Origin of the sequence: Brevundimonas sp. BH3, assembly GCF_045345115.1 — a bacterium.
Classification (GTDB): domain Bacteria; phylum Pseudomonadota; class Alphaproteobacteria; order Caulobacterales; family Caulobacteraceae; genus Brevundimonas.
In genome coordinates this window covers 36,983-53,779 of sequence record NZ_CP150796.1, presented here as the reverse complement: position 1 = coordinate 53,779, position 16,797 = coordinate 36,983, and the positions used below count along the sequence as shown (strand labels likewise).

Genomic DNA, 16,797 nt, shown 5'->3' with positions numbered 1-16,797 from the left:
TAGAGAATTGAGGAGAGCCATGGGCGCAGACGCTACAACGGACGCAACCAGCGGCCAGCCCGTTTCGGGTCAGGATGTTTCGCCAGCCTACCGCTATTATGTGCTGGCGATCCTGATCTTTGTTTACATGCTGAACTTTGTGGATCGCCAGATCATCGGCATCCTTGCGGCTCCGCTTAAAGAGCATTTCCAGATGAGCGATAGCCAGTTCGGCTTGCTCGGCGGGATTGCTTTTGCATCGGTCTATTCGACCTTGGCTATTCCTCTGGCTTGGCTGGCAGACCGCTCCAGTCGCGTCTGGATTATGACCGGCGCACTGGCGGTTTGGTCGGGTTTTACCGCCCTGTGTGGTGTGGCTGGATCATTTGGTCAGTTGTTTCTGTTCCGCATGGGAGTGGGCGTCGGTGAGGCAGGTGGTGTGGCTCCGGCCTATTCGCTGATCGCGGACTATTTCCCGCCGAACCAGCGGGCGCGCGCGATGGCGGCCTTTGCGTTCGGTATTCCGCTGGGCACAGCGGGCGGTACTCTGATCGGAGGGCTACTGGCCGTGAAATACGGCTGGCAGACCGCCTTTATCGTGGTCGGTATTCTGGGTGTTCTGGTCGCACCCATCCTTCGCTTGACGGTGCGTGATCCGAAGCGCGGGGGTACGGATGCTATTGCTGCAGCAACTGTGGCGGCTAAAGCACCTGCAGCCAAGCCGCTGGTTTCTGAGCCTGTTGCCGATACGGGTCTGGGCCGCAAGGTGGCACTGGCCTGCTTTGGTATCGGCGGGGTTTTTGTGGCACTGGGTCTGTTGTCCCTGATGAAGATCGGCATGACCAATCCCGTCATCCCGTTCTTTGGCGCGGGCCTGATGACGGTCATCGGCATCTCATTGTGGATCGCCAAGTCGACCGGTTCGGTCATCATGAGAAAGAAGAGCTTCTGGCTGTTGTCTCTGGGGGCTGCGTCTTCATCGGTGTGCGGATACGGGGTGGCAGGGTGGCTTCCGCTATTCTTCATGCGCAGCTTTGACCTGACCCTTTCGCAGGTCAGTTGGTACTATGCCGGTATCGCCTTGATCGGCGGTCTGCTGGGTATCTGGATGGGCGGCGCAATCGCCGACCGTATGGCCAAGAAGTCCAAGGGAGCCTATCCGCTGGTTCCAGCCGTGGCCTTCATCATCTCGGCACCGTGTTTCATACTGGCGATGAACTCTCCGGCTCTGATTAGTCTGATGCCGGGCGGTGGCAGCCATGCTATGGCTCTAGTGCTGGCCTTCCTGATCTTCCTGATCCCGACGGGCCTTAATCTGGCATGGTTGGGTCCGATCACGGCGGCGGTCCAGCATCTGGCTCCGGCACCGATGCGTTCGACCGCCTCGGCCATTTTTTTGCTGATCAATAACCTTCTGGGGCTTGCAGTCGGGTTTTTCTACTTTGGCTGGATGAGCGACCTGCTCCGCCCGATGTTCGGTGACGAGAGCCTGCGCTGGGCCATTTATACGGGTATGGCTTTCTATTTGATGGCGTCCTTGTTGCACTTCTGTGCCTCCAGAACGCTTGAAAAGGATTGGATCGACTAGCCCGCGGTGCGCGGAAATATATTGTGAAACAAAGCCGGGCAGTTGAACTGTCCGGCTTTTTTAGTCGAACAATGAAATAGCCGGGGCCGGAAAAGAGACAGACTGTTGCGCAGGCCCCATGCGGGTGCCTATAAGCGCGACCAAAGTTTCCCCAAACCTCTCCACTGGCGCGGATCCAATATGAACATTCACGAATATCAGGCCAAACAGGTCCTCAAGGCCTACGGCGCACCGGTCGCTGAAGGCGTCGCCATTACCTCGGCTGACCAAGCCGAAGCTGCTGCCAAGCAACTGCCTGGCCCGCTTTACGTCGTGAAGTCGCAGATCCACGCCGGTGGCCGTGGCAAGGGCAAGTTCAAGGAATTGCCGGCTGACGCCAAGGGCGGTGTCCGTCTGGCCTTCTCGATCGAAGAAGCCGTCGCTCACGCCAAGGAAATGCTGGGCAACACGCTCGTCACCGCACAAACCGGCGAAGCTGGCAAGCAGGTCAACCGTCTGTACATCGAAGACGGTGCCGACATTGCCCGCGAACTGTACTGCTCGCTGCTGGTTGACCGCTCGGTTGGCCAGACCGCATTCGTCGTTTCGACCGAAGGCGGCATGGACATCGAAGAAGTGGCCCACGCCACGCCTGAGAAGATCCACACCATCGCCATCAATCCGGAAACCGGCGTCACCGACGAACACGTCGCTGCGATCAACGCCGCTCTGGAGCTGACCGGTCAGGCTGCCGAAGACGGCAAGTCGCTGTTCCCGATCCTGTACAAGGCCTTCGTCGAGAAGGACATGGACATGCTCGAGATCAACCCGCTGATCGTCATGGAAAACGGCCACCTGCGCGTTCTGGACGCCAAGGTATCGTTCGACGGCAACGCCCTGTACCGTCACGAAGACATCCGCGCCCTGCGCGATGAGACCGAAGAAGACGCCAAGGAAATCGAGGCCTCGAAGTGGGACCTCGCCTATGTCGCTCTCGACGGCAACATCGGCTGCATGGTGAACGGCGCTGGTCTGGCCATGGCCACCATGGACATCATCAAGCTGTACGGCAAAGAGCCGGCCAACTTCTGCGACGTCGGCGGCGGTGCCGGCAAGGAGAAGGTTGCTGCAGCCTTCAAGATCATCACCGCTGACCCGAAGGTCGAGGGCATCCTCGTCAACATCTTCGGTGGCATCATGAAGTGCGACGTCATCGCTGAAGGCGTTGTCGCCGCTGTGCAAGAAGTCGGCCTGAAGGTTCCGCTGGTTGTCCGTCTGGAAGGCACCAATGTCGAACTGGGCAAGAAGATCCTGAACGAGTCGGGTCTGGCCATCACCGCTGCTGACGATCTGGACGACGCCGCCCAGAAAATCGTCGCCGCTGTCGCCTAAGCCCTGCACACCAGAATTCAGAGAACAGACACATGTCCATCCTCGTCAATAAAGACACCAAGATCATCGTGCAGGGCCTGACCGGCAAGACCGGCGGCTTCCACACCGAACAGGCTCTGGCCTACCACGGCACCCAGATGGTTGCCGGCGTGCACCCGACCAAGGGCGGCACCAACTGGACCGGTTCGCACGGCGAAACCCTGCCGATCTACGCTTCGGTTGCCGAAGCCCGCGACGCAACCGGCGCTGACGCCTCGGTGATCTACGTGCCGCCGGCAGGTGCTGCCGACGCCATCATCGAAGCGATCGAAGCCGAGATCCCGTTCATCACCTGCATCACCGAAGGTATTCCGGTTCAGGACATGGTTCGCGTCAAGGCTCGCCTCGACCGCTCGAACTCGCGCCTGCTGGGCCCGAACTGCCCGGGTATCATGACCCCGGACGAGTGCAAGATCGGCATCATGCCGGGCTCGATCTTCAAGAAGGGCAATGTGGGCATCGTCTCGCGTTCGGGCACTCTGACCTATGAAGCCGTCTTCCAAACCACCAATGAAGGCCTGGGCCAGACCACGGCCGTTGGCATCGGCGGCGACCCGGTCAAGGGCACCGAGTTCATTGACGTGCTGGAAATGTTCCTGGCTGACGATGAAACCCAATCGATCATCATGATCGGCGAAATCGGCGGCTCGGCCGAAGAAGACGCCGCCCAGTTCCTGATCGACGAAGCCAAGAAGGGCCGCAAAAAGCCGATGGCTGGCTTCATCGCCGGTCGTACCGCTCCGAAGGGCCGCACCATGGGCCACGCCGGTGCAGTCGTTTCGGGCGGCAAGGGCGATGCAGAGTCGAAGATCGCAGCCATGGAAGCCGCTGGCATCCGTGTCTCGCCGTCGCCGGCACGTCTGGGCAAGACCCTAGTCGAAGTCCTCAAGGGCTAATGATTTCCGTCTGGTAACAGACAGGGATTGAAAATCAGGGCGGCGAGGCCTCGGCTTCGCCGCCCTTTTTTGCGCGTTAAGGAATGGTGAAGCCGTATGGGCCTAGACGTCTATTCTGACAGGCTCTCGCATGCGCAAAGAACGATTTTCGCGCTTTGTGAGCGTTTGTTACGGTCCACAAAGCGCCAAATGCCACTTTTTGTGCCGTATTCGACGAATTTCCGCCCACTTGGCCATTCTAGGGCCATGACCATCGGTGAAAGTGGGCCTATATGGACTTCGCTCGTGCATGCCGTGGGGTGTGCGCGGTGGAATAGGATGTGTGAGAAAAATGGCGGACGATGCAGGTCGGCTGAATCAGGTCTTTGCCGAGACCTCTTTCCTTTACGGTGCCAACGCGGCCTTCATTGAGGATCTGCACGAAAAATGGGCCAATGACCCGGCATCCGTGCCGGCGGAATGGCGCTCGTTCTTCGATCAGCTGAAAGACAATGCCGAACTGGTTAAGCAGTCGGCAGGTGCCGGTTCGTGGGGCCGCAACCGTGGCGAAGAGCCGACCGAGGAAACCGCTGTCTTTGACGGCCGTTGGCCCGCTCCAAAGGCTGACCCGAAGGCGGGCAAGCCGGGCGCACGCCCTGCAGCTCCGGCTCCGGCCGCCGATGGCGCTCTGACCGCAGAACATGTTCGTGCCGCAGCGCATGACTCCATCCGCGCCCTGATGCTGATCCGCGCCTATCGCGTGAACGGCCACCTCGCGGCCAACCTTGATCCTCTGGGTATCGAAAAGCCGGTCGTGCATCCGGAACTGACACCGGAATTCTACGGCTTCACCGCCGCAGATCTGGACCGCAAGATTTTCCTCGACGGCGTGCTGGGCCTGCAGACCGCATCGCTTAAAGAGATTATTGCCCTGCTGAAGCGTACCTATACCGGTACGATTGGCGTGCAATACATGCATATCACCGAGCCGGCCGAGAAGGCCTGGCTGCAGGAACGCATCGAAGGTGCCGACAAGTTCGAAAAGAACGCCTTCACCAAGGAAGGCAAACTGGCCATCCTGGGCAAGCTGATCGAGGCAGAGGGCTTCGAGCGCTTCTTGCACAAGCGTTTCCCCGGCACCAAGCGTTTCGGTCTCGATGGCGGTGAAGCCATGGTTCCGGCGCTGGAGCAGGTCATCAAGCGCGGTGGCAACCTCGGTGTTGACGAAATCGTCTTAGGTATGGCCCACCGTGGCCGTCTGAACGTGCTGGCTGCCGTTATGGGTAAACCGTACAAGGCCATCTTCCACGAGTTCCAGGGTGGTTCGAGCGTCCCGTCGGACATCGAAGGCTCGGGCGATGTGAAATATCACATGGGGGCCTCGTCGGACCGCGAATTCGACGGCAATAAGGTTCACCTATCGCTGACGGCCAACCCGTCGCACCTTGAGATCGTCAATCCGGTTGTTCTGGGTAAGTCGCGCGCCAAACAGGCTTTCGACATCCGCGAGATGCCGGAAAACATTGGCAAGCCGGATTCCGAATGGAAGCTGGATCGCTCCAAGGTTGCTCCGCTGTTGATCCACGGTGACGCGGCGTTCGCCGGTCAGGGCGTGGTTGCCGAGTGCTTTGCGCTGATGGGCCTGAAGGGCTACCGAACCGGCGGCACCCTGCATTTCGTGATCAACAACCAGATCGGTTTCACGACTGCACCGCACTTCTCGCGCTCGACGCCTTATCCGTCGGATGTGGCCCTGATGGTTCAGGCCCCGATCTTCCACGTGAATGGTGATGATCCGGAAGCTGTCGTGTTCGCGGCCAAGGTGGCCACCGAATACCGCCAGAAATTCGCCAAGGACGTGGTGGTGGACATGTTCTGCTACCGCCGCTTCGGTCACAACGAGGGCGATGACCCCACGTTCACCCAGCCGAAGATGTACGAAAAGATCCGCGCGCAGCGTTCGACCCGTGAGCTGTACACGGACCGTCTGGTGGCCGAAGGCGTTATCTCGCAAGCCGAAGTCGATGCAATGGTTGGCAAGTTCGAAGCCTTCCTCGATGCCGAGTTCGAAGCTGGCAAGACCTTCGAAGCCAAGAAGGCTGACTGGCTGGACGGCCAGTGGAAGGGCTTGGGCGCAGAGAAGTCGGAAGACGCTGCATGGCGCGGCACGACCGCTGTTGCCGCTGAAAAGCTCCAGGACTTCGGTGCCCGCCTGACCTCGATCCCGAACAGTGTGGACGTCCACAAGACCCTGAAGCGCGTGATCGATGCCCGCCGCGAAACCGTGGCAACGGGCGAGAATATCGACTGGGCCACGGCTGAAAGCCTCGCCTTCGCCTCGCTGGTCGATGAAGGTTACAATATCCGCCTGTCCGGTCAGGACTCGGTACGCGGCACCTTCTCGCAGCGTCACTCGGGCATTACCGACCAGACCACGGAACAGCGCTACTATCCGCTGAACAACCTGCGCGAAGGTCAGGGCCATTTCGAAGTCATCGACTCGGCCCTGTCGGAAGAGGCCGTACTCGGCTTCGAATACGGCTACTCGCTGGCCGATCCGAACACCCTGACCCTGTGGGAAGGCCAGTTCGGCGACTTCGTGAACGGTGCACAGGTCGTGATCGACCAGTTCATCTCGTCGGGTGAGCGCAAATGGCTGCGTATGTCCGGCCTGACCATGCTTCTGCCGCACGGCTATGAAGGTCAAGGCCCCGAGCACTCCTCGGCACGTCTTGAGCGCTTCTTGCAGCAGTGCGCCGAGAACAACATGCAGGTCGCAAACTGCACGACGCCGGCCAACTATTTCCACATCCTGCGTCGTCAGCTGCACCGTGAGTTCCGCAAGCCGCTGATCCTGATGACGCCGAAGTCGCTGCTGCGTCACAAGAAGGCTGTCTCGACCATCGCCGACATGGCCGAAGGTTCGTCGTTCCACCGCGTGCTGCGCGACGATGCCGAGCTGCGTCCAAGCGTGGCCGGTGTCTCGCTGAAGTCCGACAAGGACATCCGCAAGGTCATCGTTTGCTCGGGCAAGGTTTACTATGACCTGCTCGACGCCCGCGAAAAGGCTGGCATCAACGACATCTACATCCTGCGTCTGGAACAGTTCTACCCGTGGCCGATCAAGTCGATCTCTGCGGAACTGGCACGCTTCCCGAACGCTGATCTGGTATGGTGTCAGGAAGAGCCCAAGAATATGGGTGGCTGGACCTTCGTCGATCCGTGGATCGAGCTGACGCTCGAGAAGATGGACGTGAAGGCCAAGCGCGCCCGTTACGTTGGTCGTCCGGCTTCGGCCTCGACGGCTGCGGGCCTCATGAGCCGCCACCTGAAGGAACTCGAGACCTTCCTCGCCGAGGCCATGGCCTAAGCGATCGCCGCATTTATCTGATTGAATACGTTACGAAAAAGAGCCCCGAAAAATGGCTGACATCCTGACCCCCGCCCTTGGCGAATCCGTAACCGAAGCGACCATCGCCAAGTGGACCAAAAAGGTCGGCGACGCGGTTAAGAAGGACGAAATCCTCGTCGAGCTGGAAACCGACAAGGTTTCGCTGGAAGTCGTGGCACCTGCCGACGGCGTTCTGGCCGCCATCAACGCCGCCGAAGGCGACACCGTGGTTCCGGGCACCGTTCTGGGTGCTGTGACCGAAGGCGGCGCAGCCAGCGCGTCGGCTCCGGCGGCCGAAGTAGCACCGGCAACCGCTCCGGCGGCGGCTGCTGCGGCCTCGACCGACGGCGCTGTCGTTGACGTGGCTGTTCCGACCATGGGCGAAAGCGTGGCCGAAGGTTCGGTTGGCACCTGGCTGAAACAGTCGGGCGACACCGTGGCCAAGGACGAGCTGCTGGTCGAAATCGAAACCGACAAGGTCGCCGTGGAAGTGTCAGCACCGGAAGCCGGCGTTCTGACCATCAACGTACAGGCTGGCGAAGCTGTCACCCCGGGTCAGGTCATCGCACAAATCTCGGCCTCGGGTGCTGCCGCTCCGGCTGCGGCTCCGAAGGCTGCTGCACCGGCTCCGGCCGCTGCTCCGGCTGCCGCTGGTGCTCACCTGTCGCCGTCGGTCCAGCGCGTGGTTTCGGAAAACAATCTGAACCCGTCCTCGATCGCCGCTTCGGGTCCGAAGGGCAACATCACCAAGGCTGATGCCATTGCCGCTATCGGCGCTGCGGCTGCCGCTCCGGCGGCTGCTGCTCCGTCGGCTCCGCGTCCGCTGGGTGACCGCGAAGAGCGCGTGAAGATGACGCGCCTGCGTCAGACCATCGCCCGTCGCCTGAAGGAATCGCAAAACACCGCGGCCCAGCTGACGACCTTCAACGAAGTGGACATGACCAATGTCATGGCCCTGCGCGCCCAGTACAAAGACCAGTTCGAGAAGTCGCACGGCGTGAAGCTGGGCTTCATGTCCTTCTTCACCAAGGCTGTGGTTGCTGCGTTGAAGGAAATCCCGGCGGTTAATGCCGAGATCGACGGCACCGACATCATCTACAAGAACCGTTATGACATTGCCGTGGCCGTTGGCACCGACAAGGGTCTGGTGGTTCCGGTTCTGCGTGATGCCGACACGCTGTCGCTGGCCGGTATCGAAAAGGGCATCGGCGCTCTGGGTAAGGCTGCCCGTGACGGCACCCTGACCATGGACCAGATGCAAGGTGGTACCTTCACCATCACCAACGGCGGCACCTATGGTTCGCTGATGTCGACGCCGATCCTGAACGCCCCACAATCGGGCATTCTGGGCATGCACAACATCGTGCAGCGTCCGATGGCCATCAATGGCGAAGTGAAGATCCGTCCGATGATGTATCTGGCTCTCAGCTACGATCACCGCATCGTCGACGGCAAGGAAGCCGTGACCTTCCTGGTCCGCATCAAGCAACTGCTGGAAGACCCGCAGCGCGCTCTGCTGGACCTGTAAGAACAGGTTTCCGATCACCGGAAATAGAGACGGCGGTATCCTCGGATGCCGCCGTTTTCTTTTGACTGGTGCGCTGATAGCTTTGGCCCATGAGCCTTGTTGAAATTGCCCGCTATGCCGATGTGTACGAAGCCGATCTGGCGGCGGCGTTTCTGGCCTCTTACGACATCGAGGTGTCGGTCACCGAGCGGTTCCAGACGACGGTTGATCCACTGATGCAGAGAGCGCTGGGTATTCGTTTGATGGGTTATGCCGAGGACGTCGATCAGGCCCGCGAGCTACTGGAACGGGCGCGGCAGGGCGAGTTTATGGAAACGGACGGCGACGATGTACCGACCGAACCACGGGCCCGCTGGGCGGGTCGAGGGATTGCCCTGTTTGCGGTTATGGCCTCGGGCTATCCCGCGACCAGCTTGCCAAGACGCCTGAAACCGATCCAGATTGCCGGAATGTTGCTGATCGTGGCCATGGTCATCCTGTCATGGGTGCTGTGGCTGTGGGCCATGTAGGGGGTAGGTATGCGTATTGTGTGTGCATTGGCTGGGGCCGTTTTTCTGGCGGCCTGTAGCGGACAGGGCGAAGCGGGTGCGGTCGCACCAGAAGCCGTAACCGAAGCAGGGAAACCTGTGAGTGCTGCGGTGGGTGCCCAAGACGCAGCGAGCGAGGTCAAGGCGGCTGCGCCTGATGATACCTCCGCACGCTTTGAGCGTACCGATCCCTCGCGTGGCACACTGGTGCTCGAAGAAACGGGCGAGAAATTTGTGCTGACACTTGTGGCGGGCGGTCGTCCATCGGGCGCGGCAACCGCAGCCGATTGTGCCGTGACGATTGCAGGGCCACAGGACAACGAGGGCGTGGTGCGCGGGCGCGTGGTCCCGTCCAGCGGTGCCTATGGCGATATGACCGCTGACGATATCGGCCCAACCCCGCTCAAGGTCGATGTGATGATCGGGCCGGAAGGGGCGTTTGTGACCGACCACGGTGCTGCTGCCAAACTATGCGGCATGGGCAGCCAACTGGACGGCTTCTATAAGCGTCAGGACATGCCGGACTGAGGCTTAAAGCCCGACGTCCCACACGCCGGCATTACGCATGCGCTCGTCGCGGGCTTCATGGGCGCGGCGGGTCATGCCGGGGGCCATTTCACGCACGGCATCCGAAACGGTCGATTTGTGCAGGCCCGGAATTATGGCGTGGACAAAGGCGCATCCGGCCAGTTTCAAGAGTTTGCCGCAAAAGCCCAGTGACGCGCCCATATGCTCCACATAGGTTTCGTTCACCTCTTGGGGGTGTTCGACAAACAAACGATGGAAGCGGTTGGACATAGCAACAGAACCGGAAGTTACCTCGGGCATGGCTCTACCCGACAAGGGTATTTTGCCCTAAATGGATCAAGATAACAGGGGTTGCGTGGTCGCAGGACGATGAAATCGTCGCGATCATGCCTTCAAGCCACAGAAATATAAAGGGAATGCCATGGGCGACGCTTCGGGAAAGACCTTCCGCTGGGATGATCCGTTTGATCTGACAGGACGGCTGACCGATGAGGAACGTATGGTGCAGGACGCGGCCCGCGCCTATGCCCGCGATGCCCTGCTGCCGCGTGTGGTGGCTGCCTTCCGTGACGAGACGTTCGACCGTTCCATCATGTCGGAAATGGGCGAGATGGGCTTCCTCGGGGCCATGCTGCCGGAAGTCTATGGTGGGTCCGAAGCCAGCCATGTGGCCTATGGCCTGATCGCCCGTGAAATCGAGGCGATCGACAGCGGCTATCGCTCGGCCATGTCGGTGCAGTCGTCGCTGGCCATGTACCCGATCTATGCCTTCGGCTCCGAGGAGCAGAAGATGAAATACCTGCCCAAGATGGCGGCGGGTGACCTGATCGGCTGCTTTGGTCTGACCGAGGCCGATGGCGGTTCGGACCCTGCGTCGATGAAAACGACAGCAGTGGCGGTTGATGGCGGCTATCGCCTGAACGGCGGCAAATACTGGATCACCAACTCGCCCATCAGCGACCTTGCGATTGTCTGGGCCAAGCTGGATGGCAAGATTCGTGGCTTCATCGTCGAGCGCGATTTCGAGGGTTTCACCACGGGCAAGATCGGCGACAAGCTGTCGCTTCGTGCTTCGGTGACGGGCGATATCGGACTGAACGATGTGTTTGTACCCGAAGCCAACATCCTGCCGGGCGTTCAGGGCCTGCGCGGTCCGTTTTCGTGCCTGAACAAGGCGCGTTACGGCATTGCATGGGGTGCGATGGGGGCTGCCGAGTTCTGCCTGCATGCCTCGCGTGACTATGTGTCCGAGCGCATCCTGTTTGGCCGCCCGCTGTCGGCACGCCAACTGGTGCAGAAGAAGCTGGCCGACATGCAGACCGAGATCTTCCTCGGCTTCGAGGGCGCCTATGCCTTGGGCCGTCTTCTGGATACCGGCGCTTGGGTGCCAGAGGCCATCAGCCTGATGAAGCGCAACAACTGCGGCAAGGCTCTGGCCATTGCCCGCGAGGCCCGCGACATGCACGGCGGGGCCGGTATCACCGGCGAGCTTCATGTCATGCGCCATGCTATGAACCTTGAAACCGTGAACACCTATGAGGGTGCGCACGACGTCCACGCCCTGATCCTGGGCCGCGCCATTACAGGCGAAGCGGCGTTCTGATGATGGCTTTACAGGGCGGGTGCATAAATGCCCCGTCCTGTCGGGAACATGGCATGGGTAGTCCCGTTGTTTAGCGGGCTGCGGTTCGCAAAATATCGACAGACGGGCTTTCCGGCTGTGCCGGACACAGCCTAAGCTGGTGACCGAAATCTATGGCACCACCAATATGGAGAGCCGAATGTCGTCCCAATGTCTGCCTGTCGCCCGTAAACGCGGTGCAAACCTGTCTGTTGCCCTGCCCGCCCTGATGCTGGCGGTTGCAGCCTGTGCCGGATGGAACGGACAGGCTGTGGCACAGAGTGGTTCCGGCGGACTGACCTATGATGCCCGTCGCGGCGTCTATTCCTTTGCCTCGGGTATTGAACATGCGCTTCCGGCAGTTGTGAAGGTCACGACCATGGGACGTGCCGCATCAGGCATGGACGATGGCCCCAAGGCGCTACAGGGTGGCTCGGGCGTTATTATCGATGCCGCCAACGGCATCGTCATCACAAATCACCATGTGATTGATGGCGGGCGTAATTTTACGATCGACCTCCCCGATGGCCGTTTCCTCGATGCCGAACTGGTCGGAGCCGACGAGGACACCGATATTGCGGTCCTGCGTGTACGCGGCAGCGGGCTGGCGCAGGTCGCGCAGGTTAACTCTGATGATCTCCAGACCGGCGATCTGGCCTTTGCGGTCGGCTATCCGCTGGGACTGGACCAGACCCTGACCATGGGGGTGATTTCGGGCCTGAACCGTACAGGACGCGGCGATACAATCGAGGACTATATCCAGACTGACGCGGCGGTAAATTCTGGCAATTCGGGCGGTCCTCTGCTGGACAGCCGTGGCCGTCTGATCGGTATTAACACCGCAATTTTGTCGGGCGGTATGGGCGGCGGCAATGACGGTATCGCCTTTGCTGTTCCAACCCGCATCATGCGTTTTGTGGTGGAACAGATTCTGGCTCATGGCGAGGTCAAGCGCGGTCAGGTTGGCTTGAGGGTCGGTTCACTGACCGCACCGCGCGCGCGCGAACTGGGTTTGAATATTGTGCGCGGGGCCGTGGTCCATGACGTGATGCCGGGATCGGCGGCTGAAAATGCCGGACTGAAGCGCGGCGATGTCATTGTCAGTTTGCAGGACCGCCCGATGAGCAATGGTGGGTCTGTCCAGGCAGCCGTGGGGATTACCACGGAGGGAACGCGTCTGCCGGTCGTCTATCTGCGCGATGGTCGTGAAGCTCGCACAACCCTGACCGTCGAAGCGCCAGCCAATGGCAAGACCTATTTGGGGCATGATGAGGCGATTGCCCGCGGTATGACGGTCAAGGCCGTGTCGGGCGGAGTGCAGATACGAGTGGTGGAGGCGGGTTCTTTGGCGGCATCGGCGGGCCTGAAGGCGGGCGATGTGGTCACGCGTATCAACGACGCGAATATAGATGGATTGGCCACATTCGGACGTCTGGTCCAAGGTCAGGACAAGCTGGCTGTTACGGTTCTGCGTGATGGCGAGGAACAGCGTTTCGATCTGGCCCGTTAACGCCTGAAGTACCGGTACAAAAAAGCCCGCTGATGAAGAGTCAGCGGGCTTTTTTAATCTGGAGTTGTCGGCCCGCCAACGCCTTGGCGGATAAACCCAGGGGGGGGCTGGGGGGCTGTTCAGGGTCCGGATCTATCCGGTGCCAGCGAGCCGACACGAGGATCATTGATGCGTATCCGGGTAAGTTCTGGACCGAACCGTGTCACTTTGAAGGTATTCGGGGCCGCCGATAAAAAAATCGTGCGGCCCCGAAAATCTCAAAATCCCGAAAATCCTAGATCTTGGACATAATCAGGGTGGCGTTGGTGCCACCGAAACCGAAGCTGTTGGACATGACATGCTTCAGTTCACCGTCATGGCGCTCCTGAAGGATCGGCATGCCCTCGAACTCGGGATCAAGGTTCTCAATGTGGGCACTCTTGGCCGCAAAGCCGTTCTTCATCATCAAGAGGCAATAGATGGCTTCCTGAGCACCGGCGGCACCCAGCGAGTGACCGGATAGAGACTTGGTCGAAGAGATCATCGGCATGGCATCGCCAAAGACGTTGCGGACCGCGTTCATTTCCTTGGCATCGCCGACCGGCGTCGAGGTGCCGTGCGGGTTCAAATAGTCGATCTTGGGATTGCCGGCCGTTTCCAGCGCAATCTTCATGCAGCGCTCGGCACCTTCGCCGGACGGAGCAACCATGTCGTGACCATCGGCATTGGCACCGTAACCGGTCACCTCGGCATAGATGGTCGCACCACGGGCAACCGCGCGCTCGTATTCTTCCAGAACCACGATGCCGGCACCGCCTGCGATGACGAAGCCGTCACGGTCCTTGTCATAGGCGCGTGAGGCGACCGACGGGGTGTCATTATAGTTGGACGACATGGCTCCCATGGCGTCGAACATGTTGGACATGGACCAGTCGATGTCTTCACAGCCACCGGCAAAGACGATGTCCTGCTTGCCCCATGCGATCTGTTCGGCAGCGGCACCGATGCAGTGAGCCGAGGTCGCGCAGGCCGACGAGATCGAATAGTTGACGCCCTTGGTCTGGAACCAGGTGGACAGCACAGCCGACGGGCCGGAAGCCATGGCCTTGGGCACGGCGAACGGACCCACGCGCTTGGGCGAGCCTTTCTCGACCGTGGTCTGGGCCGATTGCAGGATGACTTGCGTCGACGGGCCGCCTTCACCGACGATGACGCCGGTGCGGTCGTTCTTGATGTCTTCCGGATCAATGCCGGAATCCTTCAGGGCTTCCTCGAAGGCAATGTGCCCCCAAGCCGTACCATTGGCGAGGAAACGCGCGGCGCGTCGGTCCACAAGCGGAGCCCAGTCCTCGGCCGTCGCGCCAAGAGCAGGCGGTGCCCACACCTGAGAGCGGAAACCGTACTTGGCGTGGTCCGGTGCGTGCTGGATCCCCGAGCGGGCTTCCTTCAGCGATGTGGTAACCTCGTCCTGACCCGTGCCGATGGAAGAGACGATACCGATGCCGGTGACGACGACGCGACGCATGGGCGTTTCCTCGTTATTTCTTGATTACGCTTCGGTCTTTTCGGCGGTAGCGCCGAACAGGCCGACCCGCATGTCATTGCAGGTATAGATGACTTCGCCGTCAGCCTCGAGCACGCCGTCGGCGATACCCATGACCAGCTTGCGGTTGATGACGCGCTTCAGGTGAACCTTATAGACCACTTTCTTGACGTCCGGCGTGACCTGTCCGGTGAACTTCACCTCGCCCACGCCCAGCGCGCGGCCCTTGCCTGGACCGCCCTGCCAGCCAAGATAGAAGCCGACCATCTGCCACATGGCATCCAGGCCGAGGCAGCCGGGCATGACTGGGTCGCCGATGAAATGGCACTGGAAGAACCATAGGTCGGGGCGGATATCGAGTTCGGCCTCGATATAGCCCTTGCCGTAATTGCCGCCATCGGTGCTGATGGTGACGATACGGTCGAACATCAGCATCGGCGGGGCGGGCAGCTGGGCATTGCCTGGGCCGAACAGTTCGCCACGGCCGGAGGCCAGAAGACCGTCAAGGTCAAACGACGAGGGGTATTGGGACTGGCTCAAAGTCAAAGGGCTCCGATAAGCTTTGGTCGGGGGTTACACGACGCAGCGTGTCTGCTCAACAGCAGCCGCAGCTTCGTGGCCCTCTAGGGCGCATCCAATGCCGTAATTTGGATATTGGAGCTACCAAAACAAGATTTTTTAGAGGCGGTATCGCCGGATTAGTCTTCGTGCCGACCGGGACCCGCTGGACGATTGGCATTGCAAAGGGCGCGGCTCTGGGTGCCGAAGACGCTACCTTCGGCCACCCAGCCTCTTATTTTCCGGGCGCGTACACGGCACCAGCCATCTTCGCATTCATCCAGTGAAACAATCGAACGCGGACTTAAGGTCGCACGCACCGAGGATGTGCTGGAACGGCCCGTATGGATGGGGATAGCCTCATCGGTGCGGTTGAAGACGCTGCGACGCCCGGACGCGACCGTGCGATGAATCCAGGCCACTGATCCGTCAGGATCACAGATTTTTCGCCATTCGCGTGTTTCGGCAATAACCTGTACAGGCAGGCCCGCTGTGCGGTATTCCCACATGATATTGTAATCCAGCCCCGGACCCTGTCTGGCCCGGACACGGTTGGACTTCAAAGTAATCCAGCGGGGGATTTCCAGACCGGTAGGGGTCGGGCGACCGGAGGGCATGATGGTGCTGCCACCACTCATAACCGCCAGTCCGGCCATGGCCGCTACGATTCCGAGGCGACGGAAGTTTTTGACGCTGCTCGTAGCTTTGATAGACACATTCAGACTCTAAAGATCGGCGGGGCCCAAACCCGCAGGAAACCCAGGTACCCTATGTCCGTCCGCAAGCTTAATGTCGTATTAACCAGGCGTCTTCCCGATGCTGTTGAAACGCGCATGCGCGAACTGTTCAATGCCGAATTGAACCTGACGGACACACCGATGGATCGCGAGGCTTTGGCGGCAGCCTTGCAACGGGCTGATATTCTGGTCCCAACCATTACCGACCGGATTGATGCCGACCTTATCAATGGCGCTGGCGAGCAATTGAAAATGATCGCCAATTTCGGAGCCGGTATCGACCACATCGATGTCGATGCCGCCGTGGCCCGCAAGATCATTGTCTCCAATACGCCCGGTGTCCTGACCGAAGATACGGCCGATATCGCCATGTCGCTGATCCTGTCGGTCAGTCGCCGTATCGTCGAAGGGGCCAATGTGGTCACCGAAGGTCAGTTCAAGGGCTGGACCCCGACATGGATGTGCGGACGCAAACTGTATGGCAAGCGTCTGGGCATTGTCGGCATGGGCCGCATTGGTCAGGCTCTTGCCCGACGCGCCAAGGCTTTTGGCATGCAGGTTCACTATCATAACCGCAAACCAGTGCCCGACATGGTGGCCGAGGAACTGGGTGCCACATGGTGGGATGATCTGGACCAGATGCTGGCGCGCATGGATGTTATCAGTCTGAACTGTCCGGCCAGCAAGGAAACCCATCACCTGCTGTCGGCAGAACGTCTGGCCCTGCTGCAACCGCATGCGATTCTGGTGAACACGGCGCGGGGCGACCTGATCGACGAGGAGGCCCTGTCCGAGGCTCTGAAGTCCAAAGCTATTTTCGGCGTCGGTTTGGATGTGTTCGAGCGCGAACCCTTGGTTCATCCCGGTCTGATCGGTCTGCCCAATGTGGTGCTTTTGCCTCATCTCGGCTCTGCCACGATCGAGGCCCGTCAGGACATGGGCGACCGCGTGATCGCCAATATCATGACCTTCCAGAACGGCCACCGTCCGCCCGACCGCGTCATTCCGGCCATGCTTTAAAGC

General features: G+C 60.3%; 14 protein-coding genes. 10 read left to right on the top strand and 4 right to left on the bottom strand.

All coding sequences use genetic code 11. The annotated features are described in order from the left end of the window. Positions 1-19 precede the first annotated feature (19 nt). The 7 genes from WEU32_RS00250 (at position 20) to WEU32_RS00220 (ending at position 9,826) form a co-directional block, all read left to right on the top strand. Positions 20-1,567, top strand: coding sequence for a spinster family MFS transporter (locus tag WEU32_RS00250; protein ID WP_406852449.1), 1,548 nt, complete (start codon positions 20-22; stop codon positions 1,565-1,567). A 180-nt stretch (positions 1,568-1,747) separates the two neighbouring features. Then, entirely contained in the window at positions 1,748-2,938 is a 1,191-nt protein-coding gene (sucC, locus tag WEU32_RS00245; protein ID WP_181542772.1) for an ADP-forming succinate--CoA ligase subunit beta, read from the top strand. A gap of 32 nt (positions 2,939-2,970) precedes the next feature. Further along, a complete protein-coding gene (sucD, locus tag WEU32_RS00240; protein WP_406852448.1) occupies positions 2,971-3,873 on the top strand; it encodes a succinate--CoA ligase subunit alpha in 903 nt (300 codons plus the stop codon). Between the two features lie 331 nt (positions 3,874-4,204). Beyond that, positions 4,205-7,222, top strand: a complete 3,018-nt coding sequence (locus WEU32_RS00235) for a 2-oxoglutarate dehydrogenase E1 component (protein ID WP_406852447.1) — start codon at positions 4,205-4,207, stop codon at positions 7,220-7,222. 52 nt (positions 7,223-7,274) lie between these two features. Next, entirely contained in the window at positions 7,275-8,771 is a 1,497-nt protein-coding gene (gene odhB / locus WEU32_RS00230) for a 2-oxoglutarate dehydrogenase complex dihydrolipoyllysine-residue succinyltransferase (protein ID WP_406852446.1), read from the top strand. 89 nt (positions 8,772-8,860) lie between these two features. Further along, entirely contained in the window at positions 8,861-9,280 is a 420-nt protein-coding gene (locus tag WEU32_RS00225; protein ID WP_406852445.1) for a hypothetical protein, read from the top strand. Between the two features lie 9 nt (positions 9,281-9,289). After that, positions 9,290-9,826: a hypothetical protein gene (locus tag WEU32_RS00220; RefSeq protein ID WP_406852444.1), complete on the top strand. Its 537-nt coding sequence runs from the start codon at positions 9,290-9,292 to the stop codon at positions 9,824-9,826. Positions 9,827-9,829: 3 nt separating this feature from the next. Here WEU32_RS00220 and WEU32_RS00215 read toward each other — a convergent pair whose 3' ends face one another. Continuing rightward, the gene (locus WEU32_RS00215; protein ID WP_312814619.1) at positions 9,830-10,126 is read right to left on the bottom strand and encodes a DUF6356 family protein; all 297 of its coding nucleotides are present in this window, start codon (positions 10,124-10,126) and stop codon (positions 9,830-9,832) included. A 121-nt stretch (positions 10,127-10,247) separates the two neighbouring features. Between WEU32_RS00215 and WEU32_RS00210 the strand changes: the two genes are divergently transcribed. Both WEU32_RS00210 and WEU32_RS00205 read left to right on the top strand, forming a co-directional pair. After that, positions 10,248-11,429 carry an acyl-CoA dehydrogenase family protein gene (locus WEU32_RS00210; protein ID WP_406852443.1) on the top strand — a complete coding sequence of 394 codons (1,182 nt, stop codon included), beginning with the start codon at positions 10,248-10,250 and terminating at the stop codon, positions 11,427-11,429. Between the two features lie 178 nt (positions 11,430-11,607). Next, the gene (locus tag WEU32_RS00205; RefSeq protein ID WP_312138522.1) at positions 11,608-12,957 is read left to right on the top strand and encodes a trypsin-like peptidase domain-containing protein; all 1,350 of its coding nucleotides are present in this window, start codon (positions 11,608-11,610) and stop codon (positions 12,955-12,957) included. Between the two features lie 274 nt (positions 12,958-13,231). On the opposite strand, the gene fabB is transcribed toward WEU32_RS00205, so the two are convergent. From fabB to WEU32_RS00190, 3 genes are all read right to left on the bottom strand, one after another. Continuing rightward, positions 13,232-14,461 (bottom strand): beta-ketoacyl-ACP synthase I, encoded by a 1,230-nt coding sequence (gene fabB, locus WEU32_RS00200; protein ID WP_406852442.1) that lies wholly within the window; start codon positions 14,459-14,461, stop codon positions 13,232-13,234. A gap of 24 nt (positions 14,462-14,485) precedes the next feature. Continuing rightward, positions 14,486-15,019: a 3-hydroxyacyl-[acyl-carrier-protein] dehydratase FabA gene (gene fabA, locus WEU32_RS00195; RefSeq protein WP_312138519.1), complete on the bottom strand. Its 534-nt coding sequence runs from the start codon at positions 15,017-15,019 to the stop codon at positions 14,486-14,488. Positions 15,020-15,177: 158 nt separating this feature from the next. Continuing rightward, entirely contained in the window at positions 15,178-15,753 is a 576-nt protein-coding gene (locus WEU32_RS00190) for an SH3 domain-containing protein (RefSeq protein ID WP_406852441.1), read from the bottom strand. Between the two features lie 54 nt (positions 15,754-15,807). Here WEU32_RS00190 and WEU32_RS00185 point away from each other — a divergent pair, with 54 nt between their 5' ends. Next, positions 15,808-16,794 (top strand): D-glycerate dehydrogenase, encoded by a 987-nt coding sequence (locus WEU32_RS00185; RefSeq protein WP_312138516.1) that lies wholly within the window; start codon positions 15,808-15,810, stop codon positions 16,792-16,794. Positions 16,795-16,797 lie beyond the last annotated feature (3 nt).

What these genes read in the sequence shown, in the direction of transcription:
- WEU32_RS00250 (WP_406852449.1), top strand. Translation starts at nt 20, where the DNA reads ATGGGCGCAGACGCTACAACGGACGCAACCAGCGGCCAGCCCGTTTCG.
- sucC (WP_181542772.1), top strand. Translation starts at nt 1,748, where the DNA reads ATGAACATTCACGAATATCAGGCCAAACAGGTCCTCAAGGCCTACGGC.
- sucD (WP_406852448.1), top strand. Translation starts at nt 2,971, where the DNA reads ATGTCCATCCTCGTCAATAAAGACACCAAGATCATCGTGCAGGGCCTG.
- WEU32_RS00235 (WP_406852447.1), top strand. Translation starts at nt 4,205, where the DNA reads ATGGCGGACGATGCAGGTCGGCTGAATCAGGTCTTTGCCGAGACCTCT.
- odhB (WP_406852446.1), top strand. Translation starts at nt 7,275, where the DNA reads ATGGCTGACATCCTGACCCCCGCCCTTGGCGAATCCGTAACCGAAGCG.
- WEU32_RS00225 (WP_406852445.1), top strand. Translation starts at nt 8,861, where the DNA reads ATGAGCCTTGTTGAAATTGCCCGCTATGCCGATGTGTACGAAGCCGAT.
- WEU32_RS00220 (WP_406852444.1), top strand. Translation starts at nt 9,290, where the DNA reads ATGCGTATTGTGTGTGCATTGGCTGGGGCCGTTTTTCTGGCGGCCTGT.
- WEU32_RS00215 (WP_312814619.1), bottom strand. Translation starts at nt 10,126, where the DNA reads ATGCCCGAGGTAACTTCCGGTTCTGTTGCTATGTCCAACCGCTTCCAT.
- WEU32_RS00210 (WP_406852443.1), top strand. Translation starts at nt 10,248, where the DNA reads ATGGGCGACGCTTCGGGAAAGACCTTCCGCTGGGATGATCCGTTTGAT.
- WEU32_RS00205 (WP_312138522.1), top strand. Translation starts at nt 11,608, where the DNA reads ATGTCGTCCCAATGTCTGCCTGTCGCCCGTAAACGCGGTGCAAACCTG.
- fabB (WP_406852442.1), bottom strand. Translation starts at nt 14,461, where the DNA reads ATGCGTCGCGTCGTCGTCACCGGCATCGGTATCGTCTCTTCCATCGGC.
- WEU32_RS00185 (WP_312138516.1), top strand. Translation starts at nt 15,808, where the DNA reads ATGTCCGTCCGCAAGCTTAATGTCGTATTAACCAGGCGTCTTCCCGAT.